Origin of the sequence: Pandoraea sp. PE-S2T-3 (genome assembly GCF_002179965.1) — a bacterium.
Classification (GTDB): domain Bacteria; phylum Pseudomonadota; class Gammaproteobacteria; order Burkholderiales; family Burkholderiaceae; genus Pandoraea.
Genome location: NZ_NGUQ01000037.1, coordinates 1,012,642 through 1,029,746, shown reverse-complemented (window position 1 = coordinate 1,029,746; position 17,105 = coordinate 1,012,642). Strand labels below are relative to the sequence as shown.

Sequence of the window (17,105 nt, the reverse complement as noted above, 5' to 3'; positions counted from 1 at the left end):
ATGGCGTCAGCGCGCCAAATCTTGTATTCCCCGGCGATGCCAGCGAGGGTGTCGCCGGGGCGTGCTGCTAAACCGTCGTACGCGTGGCGCCGCCGGCTTCCGGCGTGCCCCCCGCCGGCGCGGGCCGTGCCCACACACTGTTCGGGTCGCCACGACGCGCACGACGCCAGGTCGCACGCGCAAAGAGGAAGAACGCGATGGCGCAAACGATCGCCACGAGATCGACACCGGCCAACACCCAGTCGCCGCGCGCGATCGAGCGCAGCGCGTTGTCCGGCGTGACAAGCGCGTCAATGACCGGAATCGCGAGACACGCGAGGGCAGTGGCGGCGAGCAGCCCTGTAGCGGCAATCGCGGGGGCCGTCAAAGCGGCAAAGATCAGCGACACGATGACCGTGCCGACAAAGATTGACAGCGCCGTGGTGCCTTGCGAGAGCAACGCACCCGAGAACGCGACGGCAAGGCCGAGGCAGGTGCCGAGGAATACGCCTGCGGTCGCCTTGGCCATCCAGCGCAGGTTGGCCGGTTGAATGGCCGAGTTGCGCTTGCGGCGCGACTCCAGCCACAGCAGATTGCCGCTGTAGACGAGCACAGCGCCCATCAGGCCGAGCACGAAGTAGACCCAGCGCATGCCGATGCCGGCGAAATTACCGAAGTGCGCGCCGTAAATCATGCTCAATACCGCATGGTTCGCGTCACGTACGCCCGGGCTGTGCTGACCGATGATGGCACCGTCGTTCAGGCGTACGGCGACCGCTGCGAACACCCCGAGCGAATCGCCGGCTTCACCATAGACTTCCGCCACCGCATCGGGTTTGCCGTAACCGGTCCACGACACGGCAGTGGCTTCCACATCTGGCGCGGCGTGCTCGGCGCGAGCGAGGATTGCAGCCAGATCGAGCGGCTTGCCGTCGACCGGGGCAATCTTTGCCGGCACTGCGCCCATCACCTGCGGAATCTGCGCCATCAGTTTGTTTTCGAACGTGATGACGTTGAACGCCATCATCAACGGCACGCTCAGGCACAGCAGCGCGCCGGTCAGTGCAAAGACGATGTGAAACGGCAGGCTCAGCACGCCGATGGCGTTGTGGGCGTCTTGCCAGAACCGCTTGAGATTGCGTCCCGGGCGCAGCGCGAAGATGTCGCGCGTCACGCGCGGCAAATGCACGATCACGCCCGAGATCAGCGCCATGCCATAGAACAGCGACACGATGCCCATCAGATACAGGCCGTACGTCGGGATCGACAGCGAGTAATGCAGCGCGTTGATCGTTGCCGACAGACCGGGACGGGCATTGCCGACGATGAGCGACGGATCGGCACCACTGCCGGATTCGCGCAGCCGTGCCTGCATCCACTCGCCGTCGGTGCCTTGCCAGTAGGCGAACGGCGTCGGCGAATGGTTAGGCAGCACCACGCCCATTTGCTCGCGGGCGGCCGGATACTGCGCGCGCACCAGATCGGCGAGCTTTTCGGTCTGGGCGAGCGTGAGCGGCGCATGGCGCGTTGCCGGTTGCTCCCAGCGCTCGATTTCATGTTGGAAAACAGTCAGGGCACCGCCGAGCATGGCGATGAACAGCGCGAAGCCGGCGACGATGCCGGCCCACGTATGGACGCTCAGATATTGACGCAGCGTTTGGGCACGCATCGGACGATCCTTACCAGACAGCGCGCGCCAGCCACAGCGCGACCCAGGCGACGACAGTGGTGGCGCCGAGGCCGATCCATGCACGCGTGGCGGTTCGGCTCGCATAGACCACGGCGAACAGGCCGAGCCACACGAGCGGGAAGAGGGTGATGACGGGGATGACGGCGGTGTGCCAGCCGGCCGGCGTCATGTACGCCATGGCACCGCACAGCGCCATGGCGGCGAAGAAGCCGAGCACGAGACCCGCAAAGGTTCTACTCCACATGGGCATCTCCGCGCAGCCAGTGCCATCCGCCAGCGGCATAGGGCCAGAACAGCAGGCCGAAACACAGCGACATGAAGGCGGCAGCAATGCCGGCCGATGCCCCGGCGGCCGCGAGCCAGCACACGAGGCTGGCGACGGCGGCCACGAGCGAGAGCGCGCGGGCGGGTTGGGGGTTCAGGCGCTGCGTGCGCAGGCGCTGATGCTCCGACGTCAGGTAGCAGGCGCCGCCTGCAAACCAGGCCAGCGCGATAGCCAATGCAATCAACATGCTGAGGAATCGATGAGAAACGAGGCGGCACAAGCAAAAACGCCGCCCTCGGGCGACGTCGCTGCGATGCGGGCTAGTGAAAGCCGGCGCAATTCAAAGGCTAACGGATTGCACACCAGATGCAAACGTTAACGAAAACGATTCGCATTTATATCATGTTTCGGATAAATCCTGAAACATTGCAAAACATGGCAAGGGAATCACGAAGCCCGGTCGTGGCTTGGCGGCAACGGCGTGCAGCACGCCGTTGCCAAGCCTGCGGATTTGTGCGAGATCGCGACCCCGCGATCAGTGACCAGCGATGGCCTTGCTGGCCGGTAACGGACCGCCGAACTGACGCAGGGCGGCGTGCAGGTAAGGCACTTGCGGACCGGCGGTCGGCTGCGCGGCATTAATCTCGGGCAGCAGATGCCACGGCGCGGTCGGATAAAGATGATGCACGCGATGCAGATTCGCATTGAGCAGCAATGCGCGACCGAAGGCGGGTGCGTGGAAATTGCGTGCGCGGGCGGGTTCGTCCATCTCGACGCCATAATGCGGCAGGTTGTCCGCAATCGACAGCCAGATGCCCCGAGCGGCAAATGCGGCGACGAACACCGGCCACCACGGGCCGTACGCCCAGATCGCCAGCGCCAGTGCGGCCAGCGTCATGACGAAATCGCGCTGAATCCGGCGGCGGCGCACCGGGTCGCTGCCGAACATCACCACGCGGCGGCGTACATCCTCGTCCTGCGCATCGGTGCCGAGCGCATTGGCTGCCAGCGCTGGCAGACGGCGCGGCGGAATCCATGCAATGACAGGCGCGAAGATTTCGGCGAGCCACATGCCCCCGAGCAGCCGCGATTGATAGCCGAACCACGCCCGCAGTCGCGCCAGCCGCGGCGCGCTATCGGCAAGGGTGGAGATGTCCGGGCGGTCAAACGGCTGCCGCGTGAAGCGGTGATGCAGCAAGTGACCGAAGCGCATGATCTCGAACGGCAGGCCCAGCAGCACCGACAACAGGCGGCCGGTGCGTTCGTTATCGCGCGGCTTGAGCCGCAACTGGCCATGAATCGATTCGTGAATCAGCCCCCAGTGCATGGGGGTGAGCAGCAACACGGGCAGGAGCGTGAACGCTGCCGTCGCGCCCCAATGACGCAGCGCCAAGCCGAGCCCGAACCACTGCCAGAGCCCCGCGAGGCCAGTCAGCGCAATTAGCCACGGATTCCAGCGCGAGGGGCGCGCGTGGCGCCACAGGGCTGGCGATGCAAGAGAAGAAAGCGATGAGTCGGTGTCGGTCTGCGCCGGGTGTGCGACGACATGCTCCATAAGGTCTCCGTGACATGGGGTGCCATTTCGAGCGTCAGAGCGCGATCTTACCCAATCCGTACGCAACCAGCCCGGCACCGTGGCGACAAGAGTGTATGTCGTCCGTCAGGTCGGGAATATGTCAGTCGCGTGGCAATGTCATCTCAGTGCCTTACCGGAGTGACAGTGCAGCGCCTAAGTAGCGCCTAAGTAGCGCCTTAGTAGCGCCTTGCCGCATCTGCGATGTCCTATCGCTGCCTTACACGAGGCTGTCGTACTGCGCGAGTCCGGTGTCCGTGAGCCGTGCGAGCCGCAGCCCGCGCTCGCCGTCTTCCACTTCGACCCAGCCCGCCTCGCCCAGCACGCCGAGATAGCGCAGCAGGTCGCTCATTGGCAGGGCGCTGCGCTTTGCCAGCCGTGCCAGCGACAGCGCATCGCGCCCTTCATGGCGGCCTTGTGCGAGCGTGAAGAGCAGCCGCGCCAGATCCTGCTCGGCCTGTGAGATCTCGCCAGTGGCCGAGGGAGAGGGTGGCGGGCTGCCGGCGGCGCCATCAGGCATGGCGGCGCTCCATCAACACCGGGATCGACTTGGACGTTGGGGTGCCTGCACCGTCGGCGGTGGCGTCCAGCGGTACGAGGCCGTTGGTTTCCGGGTAATAGGCGGCGATGCTGCCGCGCGGAATGTCGTAGGCCACGAGCAGGAAGTCGTCGGCGCGGCGTGCAATGCCGTCGTTCCACACGCCGACCAGATCGATGCGCTCGCCTGCGCGCAAGCCCAGCGCGTCGAGGTCTTCCTCATTCGCGAACACGACGCGACGTTGCCCGAACACGCCGCGATAGCGATCGTTCAGGCCGTAGATCGTGGTGTTGTATTGATCATGCGAGCGAATGGTCGCGAGTTGCAGCACTTCAGCGCCGCGCTCACCGGCCTGACGGCGCGCCGTGTCGATGGGCAATTCGTGCGGCAGCGGGTGCGTCGTGAAATTGGCGCGGCCCGTGGCCGTCAGCCAGCGGCGCTCGGCGGGCGGCACGTCCAGGCGGAAGCCACCCGGATGGCGCACGCGGCGGTTGAAGCCTTCGAAGTCGTCGAACGTCGCCGCAATCGCGTCGCGAATGCGGTCGTAGTCTTCGATATACCAGTGCCAGTCGTCGTGGCCGGCGAGGGCGCGGCCCATCGTGGCCTGCGCGATCCCTGCGACGATGGCCGGCTCCGAGCGCAGATGTTCCGACGCCGGGGCGTTGATGCCATACGAGAGGTGCACCATGCTCATCGAGTCTTCGACGGTCACGCCCTGCACAGCACCGGCCTGCATGTCGATTTCCGTGCGGCCGAGGCAGGGCAGGATGAGCGCGTCGCGCCCATGCACGAGATGGCTGCGGTTGAGCTTCGTCGCCACGTGCACGGTCAGGTCGCACTGACGCAGACCTTCCCACGTGCGCGGCGTGTCGGGCGTGGCCATGGCGAAGTTGCCGCCCATGCCGATGAAGACCTTGATGCGGCCTTCAAGCATTGCGGAAATCGTGTCCACGACGCCAAGCCCTTCGCGGCGCGGCGGGGTGAAGTCGAACACCTGACCCAGCCGGTCGAGAAACGCCTCGCTGGGCTTCTCGTTGATGCCCACGGTGCGGTCGCCCTGCACGTTGCTGTGGCCGCGTACGGGGCACAGACCGGCGCCGGGGCGGCCGATGTTGCCGCGCAGGAGCATCAGGTTGGTGATCATCTGAATGGTCGCCACGGCTTGCTTGTGTTGCGTGATGCCCATGCCCCACGTGGCGATCACACGCTCGCCGCGCAGATAGACGTCGGCAATCTGCCACATCTGCGCCTGCGAGACGCCCGCGGCGCGCTCCAGATCGTCCCAGCGCTCGGCACGCACGTCGGCGGCAAAGTCATCGAAGCCGTGGGTGTGTTCGGCAATGAATGCGTCGTCGAGCAGTGGCGCGTCGCCGTTGGCGCGGGCCTCGGCATCGCGTTCCAGCACATGCTTGATCACGCCTTTGACGAATGCGAAATCACCACCGCTCGCGGGGGTGATGTAGTGGCCGCTGATCGCCGTGCCGCCCATGCTGAGCATCTCGGCGGCGCTTTGCGGATCGGCAAAACGCTCCAGACCGCGCTCGTGCAGCAGATTGATCGAGACGATAGTGGCGCCGCGACGGGCTGCTTCGCGCAGTTCGCCGAGCATGCGCGGGTGGTTGGTGCCCGGGTTCTGCCCGAACAGCAGAAGCGTGTCGGCGTGCTCGAAGTCTTCCAGCGTCACGGTGCCCTTGCCGATGCCGACGACCGGTGGCAGGCCCACGCTCGTGGGCTCGTGGCACATGTTCGAGCAATCGGGGAAATTGTTCGTGCCGTACTGGCGCACGAAGAGCTGATACAGGAAGGCGGCCTCATTGCTCGTGCGGCCCGAGGTATAGAACGCCGCCTGATCAGCATCGGGCAGGGCGCGCAGGTGTTCGCCGATGAGCGCGAAGGCGGCGTCCCACTCGATCGGCACATACCGGTCGGTGGCGGCATCGAAGCGCATCGGGTGCGTGAGGCGCCCATACCCTTCGAGCGTGTAGTCGTCGAGCGACAGCAGGTCGGTGACCGTGTGTTCTGCGAAGAAGGCGGGCGTCACGCGGCGTTTGGTGGCCTCGGCGGCGACGGCCTTGGCGCCGTTCTCGCAAAACTCGAACGTCGACGCATGCTCGCGGTCCGGCCATGCGCAGCCCGGGCAGTCAAAGCCGCTGGGCTGGTTGGCGCTCAGCAGCGTGCGTGCGCCCTTGAGCGGGATGCCTTGCGAGACGAGCTGGATGGCAACGTTCTTGAGGGCGCCCCAGCCGCCGGCGGGGCGCGTGTAGTTGGCGATCTTCGGAGTGGTCATGTTGCAGTGCGCTGTGCGCGTGATTCAGAGGGGAATTCGGGCGCGTTAAATAGGCAAATAAATGCATAAATAATCGTCGAATCGTCAACGTGAGATCAGGCGTTCATGTTGCTAGTTCCTGATATCAGGCCGAATGTCCGCATGTTATCAGCAATTTTCATGATTCATATTATGCAATTAATAGCATATGAAGGCGCGGCAATAGCTTGACGAAAGCGTCGCTGTCTTGGCCGGCGGGCGATGATCGTGCGAAACGCGATTGGTCGTATGACGGATAGGTAAAAATATGCATAATTGCTGCGTGGAAATCCTCGGCAGCGGAAGTCGCTGATACGCAGAAGGCTTGTGCTTCAACGTGTTATGCCGGTCCGGCGGAATTTCGAAGCGAAGCATTTATGAATACCCTCTCATATGGATAGCCCTATGCGGATCTCGATTGCCCCTCAACTGCGCTTTCGTCATGACGGCAGCGATGTGCCGCTCGACAAGCTGATTTCGCTGCTGGCGCATGTCGACACGCTAGGCAATTTGCAGGCGGCGAGTCATGCGCTGAACCTCTCCTATCGCGGGGCGTGGGGGCATGTGAAAGAGGCCGAGACGGCGCTCGGCGCACCGTTGCTCACGATGGCGCGCGGGCGCGGCGCAGTCCTGACGCCGCTCGCCCGCCGGCTGCTCTGGGGGCAGAAGCGATTGCAGGCCCGGCTCGGGCCGTTGCTTGAGACGATGGCCTCGGAGTTGCAGACGGAACTCGACGATCTGCTCGGAGAAGACAACGATCAGCTGCGCATCTTTGCCAGTCACGGGCTGGCGGTGGCGGCGCTGGTCGACTTCGCGGCGAAAGCCGAGTTACCGCTGGAGGTGAGTTATCGCGGCAGCATCGAGGCGGTCTCCGCACTGGCAAAGCAGGAGTGCGAGATGGCGAGCTTCCATGTGCCTGAGGGCGCACTCGCCGAGCCGGTGCTGGCGCAGTACGCGCCCTTGCTCAAGGGGAAGGCCTATCGCGTCGCCGACGTGGCATCGCGTCGACTTGGATTGCTCGTCGCGAGGGGCAATCCGCTGCATATCCAGTCCATCGCCGATCTGCCGCGTGTGGGGGCGCGTTTCGCCAATCGTGAACGCGGCTCGGGTACGCGGATGATCTTCGATCTGCTCTTGCAGCAGGCGCGGCTCGATCCGGAAACGATTCACGGCACCGAGAACATCGAGCTGACGCATGCCGCCGTCGCGGCCTATATCGCCAGCGGACGCGCCGACGCCGGGCTCGCCATCGAAGCGGCGGCGACCCAGTTCGGGCTGGATTTTCTGCCGATTCTCACCGAGCGTTATTGCCTCATCTTCCCCGACGAAGCGGCCGATCATCGCTATGTCCGGGCGCTGCTCGATATTTTGCAAAGCGCGCCTTACAAGCAGGTCGTGCACGATATTCCCGGTTACGCCGAGGCGCACACCGGGCGGGTGGCGGCGCTGTCGGAGGCGTTTCCGTCGCTGGGCTGAACTCGCGCCCCGGGGAGGGCTCGTCGGGGTGTCGCGGCTCATATGCAACGGCATGCCTATATGTCGCGGCAGACTCCGGCCGTCTTTTGACGGCTTCCCGGCCGCTAATTTATGCCGGTGAGGTTTTCCCGAATTTTGCTGTCGCGGGAAATATGGACTACTGTCGAAGCCGGGACGTCTGAAAAGCCGCGTCGATTCATATGAATTGGCGAACATATAAGGCGACGCCCGATCCCCACAGGAGACGCCATGCCTCGTCAGGTTGAACCGGGCCACGGCCCCGATTTCGGCACCCCGGACCGCACCGTGTCCGCTATCGTAAGTCAGGCAAGCCAGGACGTGACGCTGGAGATCGACGGCCAGCGCGTGAGCGTGCCGGCCGGCACTTCGATCATGCGGGCGGCCGCGATGAGCGACGTGAACATCCCCAAGCTATGCGCGACCGACTCGCTGGAGCCGTTCGGTTCCTGCCGTCTGTGTCTGGTCGAAATCGAAGGGCGGCGCGGTTATCCAGCGTCGTGCACTACGCCTGTCGAGGCGGGTATGAAGGTGCGCACGCAGTCGCCGAAATTGCAGGATCTGCGTCGCAACGTGATGGAGTTGTACATCTCCGATCACCCGCTCGATTGCCTCACTTGTGCGGCAAACGGCGACTGCGAGCTTCAGGACATGGCGGGCGTCACCGGCCTGCGCGAAGTGCGCTACGGCTTCGATGGCGATAACCATCTGGCGAGTGCCAAGGACGAATCCAATCCGTACTTCACTTACGACCCGTCGAAATGCATCGTCTGCAATCGCTGCGTGCGCGCCTGCGAAGAGACGCAGGGCACGTTCGCGCTGACGATCTCCGGACGCGGTTTTGAGTCCCGTGTGTCGCCCGGGCAGGACCAGCCGTTCATGGAATCGGAATGCGTGTCGTGCGGCGCGTGCGTGAGTGCGTGCCCGACGGCGACGTTGCAGGAGAAAAGCGTCATCGAGATGGGGCAGCCCGAACACGCCGTGGTGACGACCTGCGCCTATTGCGGCGTGGGCTGCGCGTTCAAGGCGGAGATGAAGGGCAGTGAAATCGTACGCATGACGCCCTACAAGGACGGCCGCGCCAACGAAGGCCATGCCTGCGTGAAGGGCCGCTTTGCGTGGGGGTATGCGACGCACAAGGAACGGATCACGAAGCCGATGATTCGCAGCAAGATCACCGACCCGTGGCGTGAAGTGTCGTGGGACGAAGCGCTTGACTACGCGGCGTCCGAGTTCCGGCGGATTCAGGCGAAGTACGGTCGTGATGCCATTGGCGGGATTACGTCGTCACGTTGCACCAACGAAGAGACTTATCTGGTGCAGAAGCTCGTGCGTGCGGCATTCGGCAACAACAACGTCGACACGTGCGCGCGCGTGTGCCACTCGCCGACGGGCTATGGACTGAAGCAGACGCTGGGCGAATCGGCCGGCACGCAGACCTTCAAGTCCATCGAACACGCCGACCTGATTCTCGTGATGGGTGCGAATCCGACCGACGGGCACCCGGTGTTCGCGTCGCGACTGAAGCGTCGCGTGCGTGAGGGCGCGAAGCTGATCGTGATCGACCCGCGCCGGATCGATATCGTCGACGGACCGCATATCAAGGCGGCGTTCCACTTGCCGCTGCGCCCCGGCACCAATGTGGCCATGGTCAACGCGCTGGCGCACGTCATCGTGACCGAAGGGCTGCTCGCCGAGGCGTTTATTGCCGAGCGTTGCGAAGACCGCGCGTTTGCGCAGTGGCGCGAGTTCGTGGCGCTGCCGGAGAATTCGCCCGAAGCGGTGTCGGTAGCGACCGGCGTGCCGGCCGACGCCATTCGTGGCGCGGCCCGTCTGTATGCCACGGGCGGCAATGCGGCCATCTACTACGGGCTGGGCGTGACGGAGCACTCGCAAGGCTCGACCACGGTAATGGGCATTGCGAATCTGGCAATGGCGACCGGCAACGTGGGCCGTGAGGGCGTAGGCGTGAACCCGCTGCGCGGCCAGAACAACGTGCAGGGCTCGTGCGACATGGGCTCGTTTCCGCATGAGTTGCCGGGGTATCGGCACGTCTCCGACACGACCGTGCGCGCGGAATTTGAAGCGGCGTGGGGCGTGACCTTGCAGGAGGAGCCGGGGCTGCGCATCCCCAACATGTTCGACGCGGCGATCCACGGCAGTTTCAAGGGGCTGTACTGTCAGGGCGAAGACATCGTGCAGTCCGACCCCAACACGCACCACGTGTCTGCGGCGATGGAGGCGATGGAGTGCATCGTCGTGCAGGATATTTTCCTGAACGAAACCGCCAAGTACGCCCACGTGCTGCTGCCGGGCACCACGTTCCTCGAGAAAGACGGCACGTTCACCAACGCCGAGCGGCGTATCTCGCGGGTGCGGCGCGTCATGGCACCGCTGCCCGGCATGGCCGACTGGGAAGTGACCATCGCGTTGGCCAAGCGGCTCGGTTACGAGATGCCGTACGCACATCCGTCGGAAATCATGGACGAGATTGCGCGGCTGACGCCGACCTTCCATGGCGTGAGCTACGCCCGGCTCGACGAGGCCGGCAGTCTGCAATGGCCTTGCAACGACGAGGCGCCCGACGGCACGCCGATCATGCACATCGACACCTTTGTGCGCGGCAAGGGGCGCTTCATCATCACGCGCTATGTGCCGACCGACGAGAAAGTGACGCCGCGCTATCCGTTGCTGCTCACTACCGGGCGGATACTCTCGCAATACAATGTCGGAGCGCAGACGCGGCGCACGCCCAATGTGCACTGGCACGACGAAGACCGGCTGGAGATCCACCCGCATGACGCGCAGGAGCGCGGCATCAAGGACAGCGACTGGGTCGGTATTCGCAGCCGTGCGGGCGAGACGGTGTTGCGCGCGGTGATCAGCGAGCGCATGCAGCCGGGCGTGGTGTACACGACGTTCCACTTTCCGGAGTCGGGCGCGAATGTCATCACGACCGATAACTCGGACTGGGCGACCAACTGCCCCGAGTACAAGGTGACCGCCGTCCAAGTGCTGCCGGTGGTGCAGCCGTCGGCATGGCAGGCGAAGTATTCGGCGTTCAACCGCGAGCAGCTTGAATTGCTTGAGGCGGCGAGAAAGCCTGCGGAACCCGTCTCGGCGAAGTAGGCCGAGTACGTTTGGATTAGCAGCAATGACAAGTGGAGCGAAGGTTTGACGATGTCTGAAACTCTGCACACCGGGCGAGCGACGCCCGGTGGCGACGGCGCTGACGGCGGCCCGGTGTGTGATGTCGCCCCGGTAGCGATCGACCCGGCGAGCGTGGCTACGCACGCCGGCTTCGAGGTGCGGCGGTTCCGGCATGGCGGCTGGCAGCAAGCCAGCGACGAACTGGCCGAGGAAGTCCCCGTTGCCCTTGAATTCAACGGCATCTCGCATGTCGTGATGCTCGCCACCCCGGCCGATATCGAAGACTTCGCGCTCGGGTTTGCGTTGTCCGAGGGCATTCTGCGTCAGCGCGGCGAGTGTTACGGCGTGGATGTGTCGGCGACGACGCTGGGTGTCACGGCGCATGTCGAGATCTCGTCGCGGGCGTTTGCCGGTCTCAAGGAGCGGCGCCGTAATCTGACCGGTCGCACCGGCTGTGGACTGTGCGGCACCGAGAGCCTCGATCAGGTCCTTCGTCCGTTACCCGCCGCAGGCGCGCCTCTGCGCGTGTCGCATGCGGCGCTGGCCGCTGCGCACGCGGGGCTCGCGAAGCACCAGTCGCTCAATGCGGTGACCGGTGCAGTGCACGGCGCGGCGTGGTGTTCGTCGACAGGCGAGATTCTGTGTCTGCGCGAAGACGTGGGGCGCCACAATGCGCTCGACAAGCTGATTGGCGCGTTGGCGCGCGAGGGGCAGGCGTTCGACGCGGGCTTCGTGCTGATGACGAGCCGCGCGAGCGTCGAGATCGTGCAAAAGGCGGCGCAAGTCGGCATTCCGATGGTGGCGGCCGTCTCGGCGGCCACGGCGCTTGCGGTGCGCACCGCAGCGGCGGCGGGCGTCACGCTTGTGGGCTTCGTGAGAGGCGAGCAGTGCGTGGTGTACACCGGCGGGGCCACGCTCGACAGTCACAGTTTGTGACAGTTGATGGCCGCAGGGCCTACGCAGGTCGCGGTATAGTTACGGTGACGGTCGCGCACCGGCGCGGCCCCCGAAGCGGAGGACTTGATGAGCGATACCCCCACGCGCAAGCCCAAGCCACAGCAGCCTCACAAAGAGGATGACGTCGAACGCGATCTCGACGAAGCCCTTGAGGAAACGTTCCCGGCGAGCGACCCCGTGTCCATCGATACGTCACAGCCGCGGCGTACGCCTGAGCCCAGGCCGTCGACGGGAAAGCGTCTGGACGAGGGCCTCGAAGAGACCTTTCCGGCAAGCGACCCCGTCTCGATCGACACCGGTAAGACGCCGAAGCCGTAACAATGCGGCGGTGTTGCACGCCAATCGCGGTGTGTTGTACGCAGAGCCCCGGCTGGCGGGGCCGACGGGCGAAAATAAATCGCCATCCCGGTGCGGGTTTGCCGCCCGGCGAGGGCGAATTCATGGCAAAATGCCGCGCCTGACTCTCTCAGGCTGGGACTGTAGGAAATAAATGGCGGCAGGTACGGTAAAAAAAGTTCGACGCTACGCGCTGGAAACCATCGACGTGATGGGGCAGAGCGGGTTGGGCGTCGTCGAGCGCCCGGATGGGCGTTTCGTCATGTATCCGGAGTACTGGACGCAGACGCAGGCGCTCAGCCAGAAAATGCGGACGTTGTATCGCAAGAACTGCCAGCTCGAATACCAATTGGCGAAGCTCACGCGCGAACTCGATCGTTTGCGCAGCGTGGTCGACACGCCGCGCCCGGCCGGTGGCAACCCGCAGCCCTCGCTGCCGGGCACCGACGTGCCGCAGCCTGAACCGAAGATCGAACGCAAGCCCGCCGCCGAACTCCCGCCCCGACGACGCAAACGCGCCGCCTGAGTGCGCGACGCGCCGTCGCCGCTTCACGGCCAGCGTCGTTCAGTCTCTCCGAATTACCCTGCAACGCCACCGAACTCTCCCCTAAAACACCGATTTCTGCCTGTCCGGCTGACCATCATGGCGCTCACCGCATCGCAACTCGACGCTTTCCGTGAAGACGGTTATCTGATCCTGCCGCGTTATGTGTCGCAGGCCGATTGCGAGGCGATTCTGGCCGACGCGCGAGCGCAGTTGGCCGCCGCGACCCTGCCGCTGGAATTCGAGGCGGATGTGGGCTACGCCGGCGCGCCGACATCGCGTGACGCCGAAGGCGGGCAAACCGTGCGGCGTCTGCTCAAGGCCTATGACCGTGGCGACGCGTTGCGTGGCTGGGCGACCCGGCCCGACCTGATCGAATCGCTGGCGCAGATCTTCGGCGAAGACGTGGTGCTCACGCTCGCGCATCACAACTGCGTGATGACGAAGCATCCGCACTTCGGCACGGCGACGGGGTGGCATCGCGATATCCGCTACTGGTCGTTCCCGCAGAATTCGCTGATCTCGGTGTGGCTGGCGCTCGGTCCGGAGACGCTGGCCAACGGCGCACTGCGCTTCATCCCGGGCTCGCACCGCGAGCAACTCGGCGAACACCAGCTCGACGCACTGGACTTTCTGCGTCCTGATGAACCCGACAATCAACCCCTCGTCTCGCGCGGGCGTCAGGTCGAACTGGCGCAGGGCGACGTCGTGCTGTTCCACAGCGGGTTGTTCCATGCCGCCGGGCGCAACGAGGGCGATACCACGAAGTTCTCGGTGGTGTTTGCGTATCGCGGCGAGAGCAATCCGCCGACGCCGGGTTCGCGTTCGGCCTCTGCGGGTGAAGTCGCACTCGGGCACTGACTCGGGCGCTGACATCATCCGCCTGACCCGGTCTCGCCCAAACCCCCGGGCGAGATCACGGTTTTGGGCTGTTTCCTAAACCGGACAGAACCTTTTCCCGCGTAGACTCGTCGACCATCCTAATGGCGTCGCCTGTCGGCTCGCGCTCGCGCGTCTGCCGTATCGCCGGGCATACCGGTGACCCTGTTTTGCACCCGTAACCTGCCTGACGCCATCCCATGACAACTGTCGTGGCGTGCTGTCGAGCAACGCGAAAGTCGCAGCACGTGCACGTCCAGACCCGGAGGAGACACGTGTCCCATCTGCCCATCTCGCCCTCGGCGGCGCCATCTACGGCGACCGCCTCCGTTGTTTCCAGTACGGCTCCCGCGTCGTCCGCTTCCACCAGTTCCACCGCTTCCACCCACGCCACCCACGCCGATCATTCGGACCCGTCCGTGCGCGGCACGTGGGGCTCGCGCATGGGCTTTGTGCTCGCGGCCGCCGGCTCTGCGGTAGGGCTCGGTGCGGTGTGGAAGTTTCCGTACGTCGTGGGGCAGCACGGGGGCGGGGCGTTTCTGGTGGTGTATCTGGGATGCGTGCTGACGCTGGGTGTCGCCTTGCTGCTCGCCGAAATGACCATCGGACGGCTGACCGGCAAATCCGCCACCACGGCAATGCGTGAACTAGGCGGTCGTGGCTGGTCATGGGTGGGGCGCATTGCCACGTTCAATGCGTTTGCCATTCTGTCGTTCTACGTGGTGGTCGGCGGCTGGACGGTCGCGTATCTGCTGCGTGCGCTCAAAGGCTCGGTACTCGCCCCTGACACGTTGAGACTGGAAGCCGAATTCGGGGCGTTCATTGCCGACCCATGGGCGTCGCTCGCCAACATGGCGGTGTTTCTCGGGCTGGCGGCACTGATCGTCGCGGCCGGCGTGCAGAAGGGCATCGAGCGCGCGGGCAAATGGCTCATGCCCGCGCTGTTTCTGTTGATGCTCGCCGTGATCGCGCGGGCGCTGACGCTACCCGGTGCGATGGAAGGCGTGGCGTGGTTCCTCAAGCCCGACTTCTCGATGATCAGCGGCAAGACGCTGCTCGAAGCGTTGGGGCTGGCGTTTTTCTCGTTGTCGCTCGGGGCGGGAATGATTGTGGTCTACGGCTCGTATCTGCCCAAGGATGCCAAGCTGGCAGGCTCGGCAGTCTGGGTGGCGACACTCGCGACGCTAGCGTGCATTCTGGCGGGACTGATGATTTTGCCGGCGGTGTTTGCGTTTGGCGTTGCGGCCAACGCGGGCCCGGGGCTGACGTTCATCACGATGCCTGCGATCTTCGCCCAGATGCCGTTCGGCTATCTGGTGGCGATTGCCTTTTTTCTGCTGCTGCTATTTGCCGCGCTGACCTCGGCGGTGTCGTTGTTCGAGCCGGTCACGGCGTTTCTGATCGACGAGTATCAGTGGCGGCGCGGCCCGGCGGTGTTGGCCGTGCTGGCGGCCACGTTCTCGCTGGGCGCACCCGCGGCGCTCTCGTTCGGTGTGTGGTCCGACGTGTTGCTGTTCGGCCGGACGATTTTCGATCTGATGGATTTTGTGACGATCAATCTGCTGATGCCCGCCGGTGGCCTGTGCGTCGCGTTTCTGGTCGGCGCACGCATCTGGCCGCAGGCGCGCACGGTGCTCATCGGCACGCGTGCGCAATGGTTCCTGCCGGTATGGCGCCTGATTCTGCTGGTGCTCACGCCGCTCGCCATTCTCGGTATCTGGTACCAGAGCGTTTAGGCGGCGTTCAGGCGGACGCGCTCACACGAGTCGCGTCAAGCGACGCGACTCACGCAACAGCCTCGGGCCAATATCAGCCAGCCACAGGCGTGCGCATCGTGACCCACTCCTCGGCGGCGGTCGGATGCACGGCGAGGGTGCGGTCGAAGTCTGCTTTCGTCGCCCCCATCGACAGCGCAACGCCGAGCAGTTGCACCTGCTCGCCGGCATGGTCGCCCACCATGTGCGCGCCGACGATCCGGTCGGTCGAGCCATCCACCAGCAACTTCATCAGGATCTTTTCCTGCCGCCCCGAGAGCGTGGCTTTCAGCGGGCGGAAGACGGCCTTGTACACCTTGAGTTGCGGATACTGTGCCCGGGCCTCACTCTCGATGAGCCCGACCACCCCGATTTCGGGCGTGCTGAACACGGCCGTCGGAATGAGCTTGTGATCGACGCGCGTCGTGCGCTCGCCAAAGACCGTATCGGCGAATGCCTGACCTTCACGAATAGCCATCGGCGTGAGATTGACGCGATCGGTGACATCCCCGACCGCGAAGATCGACGGCACGTTGGTGCGTGAAAACTCGTCGACGATCACCGCGCCCTTTTCGTTGAGCGCCACACCACTCGCCGCCAACCCCAGTCCCTGCGTGTACGGCACGCGCCCGGCCGCGCTGAGCAGCACGTCGGCCTCGTGCGTGCTGCCGTCAGAAAGCGAAATGCGCAAGCCGTCCTGCGTCTTGTCCACACGTTCCACGGTACGGTCCAGCACGATGTCGATGCCACGTTCGCGGTAGGCCGCTTCAAGCGACGTCCGCACGTCTTCATCGAAACCACGCAACAGGTGAGGGCCGCGATGGATGAGCGTGACCTTCGCGCCGAGTCCGGCAAAGACGCCGGCAAATTCGACCGCGATATACCCGCCGCCGATCACCGTGATGCGCTCAGGCAACTTGTCCAGATGAAACACCTCGTTGGACGAAATGGCATGCTCGCGTCCGACAAAGTGCGGTTGTTCGGCAGGCCGTCCGCCCGTGGCGATCAGGATGTGTTTTGCGGTGATGCGCTCGCCGGTCGCGGGCAGCACCACGGTGTTCGGGCCTTCGACCACGGCACGCGCCTCGATCAGTTCGGCTCCCGCACGTTCCAGATTGGTGCGATAGATATTCTCGAGCCGCGCAATCTCGCTGTCCTTGCGGGCAATGAGCGTCGTCCAGTCGAATGTGGGCGTGCCGACATTCCAGCCAAAGCCGGCAGCGTCTTCGAATTCATCCGCAAAGCGGCTCGCGTAGACGAGCAGCTTTTTCGGCACGCAGCCGCGAATCACGCACGTCCCGCCAACCCGAAACTCTTCGGCCACTTTCACGCGCGCACCATATTGCGCCGCGACGCGCGCCGCACGCACACCGCCGGAACCGGCACCGATCACGAACAAATCCACATCGAACTGGGGCATTGCTGACTCCTTGTTGTCATGCGACGGCATGGGCACAACTGCGGGCACCCCTGCGAGCACATCCGCAAACACGGCCGATAGCGGCTGCGCTGGTGTCCATCGCGTCTGGCGATGAGCGATTGTGCCAGAGACCCGATACCCACGTCGGCAGCCGGGCCGCACTTTCGGAGTCGTCCGATACCGCGATCAGAGACCACCGGAAACGGCCATATGGCGCGTCA

Annotated in this window: 14 protein-coding genes; 7 read left to right on the top strand and 7 right to left on the bottom strand. The window is 64.7% G+C overall.

What is annotated here, in order from left to right:
- Positions 1–67: 67 nt before the first annotated feature.
- The 6 genes from CDV46_RS26540 to CDV46_RS26515 all read right to left on the bottom strand — a co-directional run bounded on the left by CDV46_RS26540 (position 68) and on the right by CDV46_RS26515 (position 6,332).
- A complete protein-coding gene (locus CDV46_RS26540) occupies positions 68–1,648 on the bottom strand; it encodes a PepSY-associated TM helix domain-containing protein (protein WP_176399209.1) in 1,581 nt (526 codons plus the stop codon).
- Positions 1,649–1,658: 10 nt separating this feature from the next.
- The gene (locus CDV46_RS26535) at positions 1,659–1,913 is read right to left on the bottom strand and encodes a hypothetical protein (RefSeq protein ID WP_087689042.1); all 255 of its coding nucleotides are present in this window, start codon (positions 1,911–1,913) and stop codon (positions 1,659–1,661) included.
- A complete protein-coding gene (locus CDV46_RS26530; protein ID WP_087689041.1) occupies positions 1,903–2,181 on the bottom strand; it encodes a hypothetical protein in 279 nt (92 codons plus the stop codon). The genes CDV46_RS26535 and CDV46_RS26530 overlap by 11 nt, the downstream gene beginning before the upstream one ends.
- Before the next feature lie 288 nt (positions 2,182–2,469).
- Positions 2,470–3,489, bottom strand: a complete 1,020-nt coding sequence (locus tag CDV46_RS26525) for a fatty acid desaturase family protein (RefSeq protein ID WP_087689040.1) — start codon at positions 3,487–3,489, stop codon at positions 2,470–2,472.
- A 238-nt stretch (positions 3,490–3,727) separates the two neighbouring features.
- The gene (locus tag CDV46_RS26520) at positions 3,728–4,027 is read right to left on the bottom strand and encodes a helix-turn-helix domain-containing protein (protein WP_087726031.1); all 300 of its coding nucleotides are present in this window, start codon (positions 4,025–4,027) and stop codon (positions 3,728–3,730) included.
- Positions 4,020–6,332, bottom strand: coding sequence for an FdhF/YdeP family oxidoreductase (locus CDV46_RS26515; protein WP_087726030.1), 2,313 nt, complete (start codon positions 6,330–6,332; stop codon positions 4,020–4,022). Before CDV46_RS26515 ends, CDV46_RS26520 begins: the two co-directional genes overlap by 8 nt.
- A gap of 423 nt (positions 6,333–6,755) precedes the next feature.
- On the opposite strand from CDV46_RS26515, the gene CDV46_RS26510 reads away from it, so the two are divergent.
- The 7 genes from CDV46_RS26510 (at position 6,756) to CDV46_RS26480 (ending at position 15,446) form a co-directional block, all read left to right on the top strand.
- Positions 6,756–7,826: a substrate-binding domain-containing protein gene (locus CDV46_RS26510; RefSeq protein WP_058378895.1), complete on the top strand. Its 1,071-nt coding sequence runs from the start codon at positions 6,756–6,758 to the stop codon at positions 7,824–7,826.
- A 249-nt stretch (positions 7,827–8,075) separates the two neighbouring features.
- Positions 8,076–10,973 (top strand): formate dehydrogenase subunit alpha, encoded by a 2,898-nt coding sequence (gene fdhF / locus CDV46_RS26505; RefSeq protein ID WP_087726028.1) that lies wholly within the window; start codon positions 8,076–8,078, stop codon positions 10,971–10,973.
- 51 nt (positions 10,974–11,024) lie between these two features.
- Complete coding sequence (gene fdhD / locus CDV46_RS26500) at positions 11,025–11,930, top strand: formate dehydrogenase accessory sulfurtransferase FdhD (protein ID WP_087726027.1); 906 nt, start codon at positions 11,025–11,027, stop codon at positions 11,928–11,930.
- 87 nt (positions 11,931–12,017) lie between these two features.
- Complete coding sequence (locus CDV46_RS26495; RefSeq protein ID WP_087689034.1) at positions 12,018–12,269, top strand: hypothetical protein; 252 nt, start codon at positions 12,018–12,020, stop codon at positions 12,267–12,269.
- Between the two features lie 172 nt (positions 12,270–12,441).
- Positions 12,442–12,813 (top strand): hypothetical protein, encoded by a 372-nt coding sequence (locus tag CDV46_RS26490; protein ID WP_058378892.1) that lies wholly within the window; start codon positions 12,442–12,444, stop codon positions 12,811–12,813.
- A 117-nt stretch (positions 12,814–12,930) separates the two neighbouring features.
- Positions 12,931–13,692: a phytanoyl-CoA dioxygenase family protein gene (locus CDV46_RS26485; protein ID WP_087726026.1), complete on the top strand. Its 762-nt coding sequence runs from the start codon at positions 12,931–12,933 to the stop codon at positions 13,690–13,692.
- A gap of 293 nt (positions 13,693–13,985) precedes the next feature.
- Complete coding sequence (locus CDV46_RS26480) at positions 13,986–15,446, top strand: sodium-dependent transporter (RefSeq protein ID WP_254916234.1); 1,461 nt, start codon at positions 13,986–13,988, stop codon at positions 15,444–15,446.
- Between the two features lie 73 nt (positions 15,447–15,519).
- On the opposite strand, the gene gor is transcribed toward CDV46_RS26480, so the two are convergent.
- Complete coding sequence (gene gor / locus CDV46_RS26475) at positions 15,520–16,884, bottom strand: glutathione-disulfide reductase (RefSeq protein WP_087726025.1); 1,365 nt, start codon at positions 16,882–16,884, stop codon at positions 15,520–15,522.
- Between the last annotated feature and the right edge of the window lie 221 nt (positions 16,885–17,105).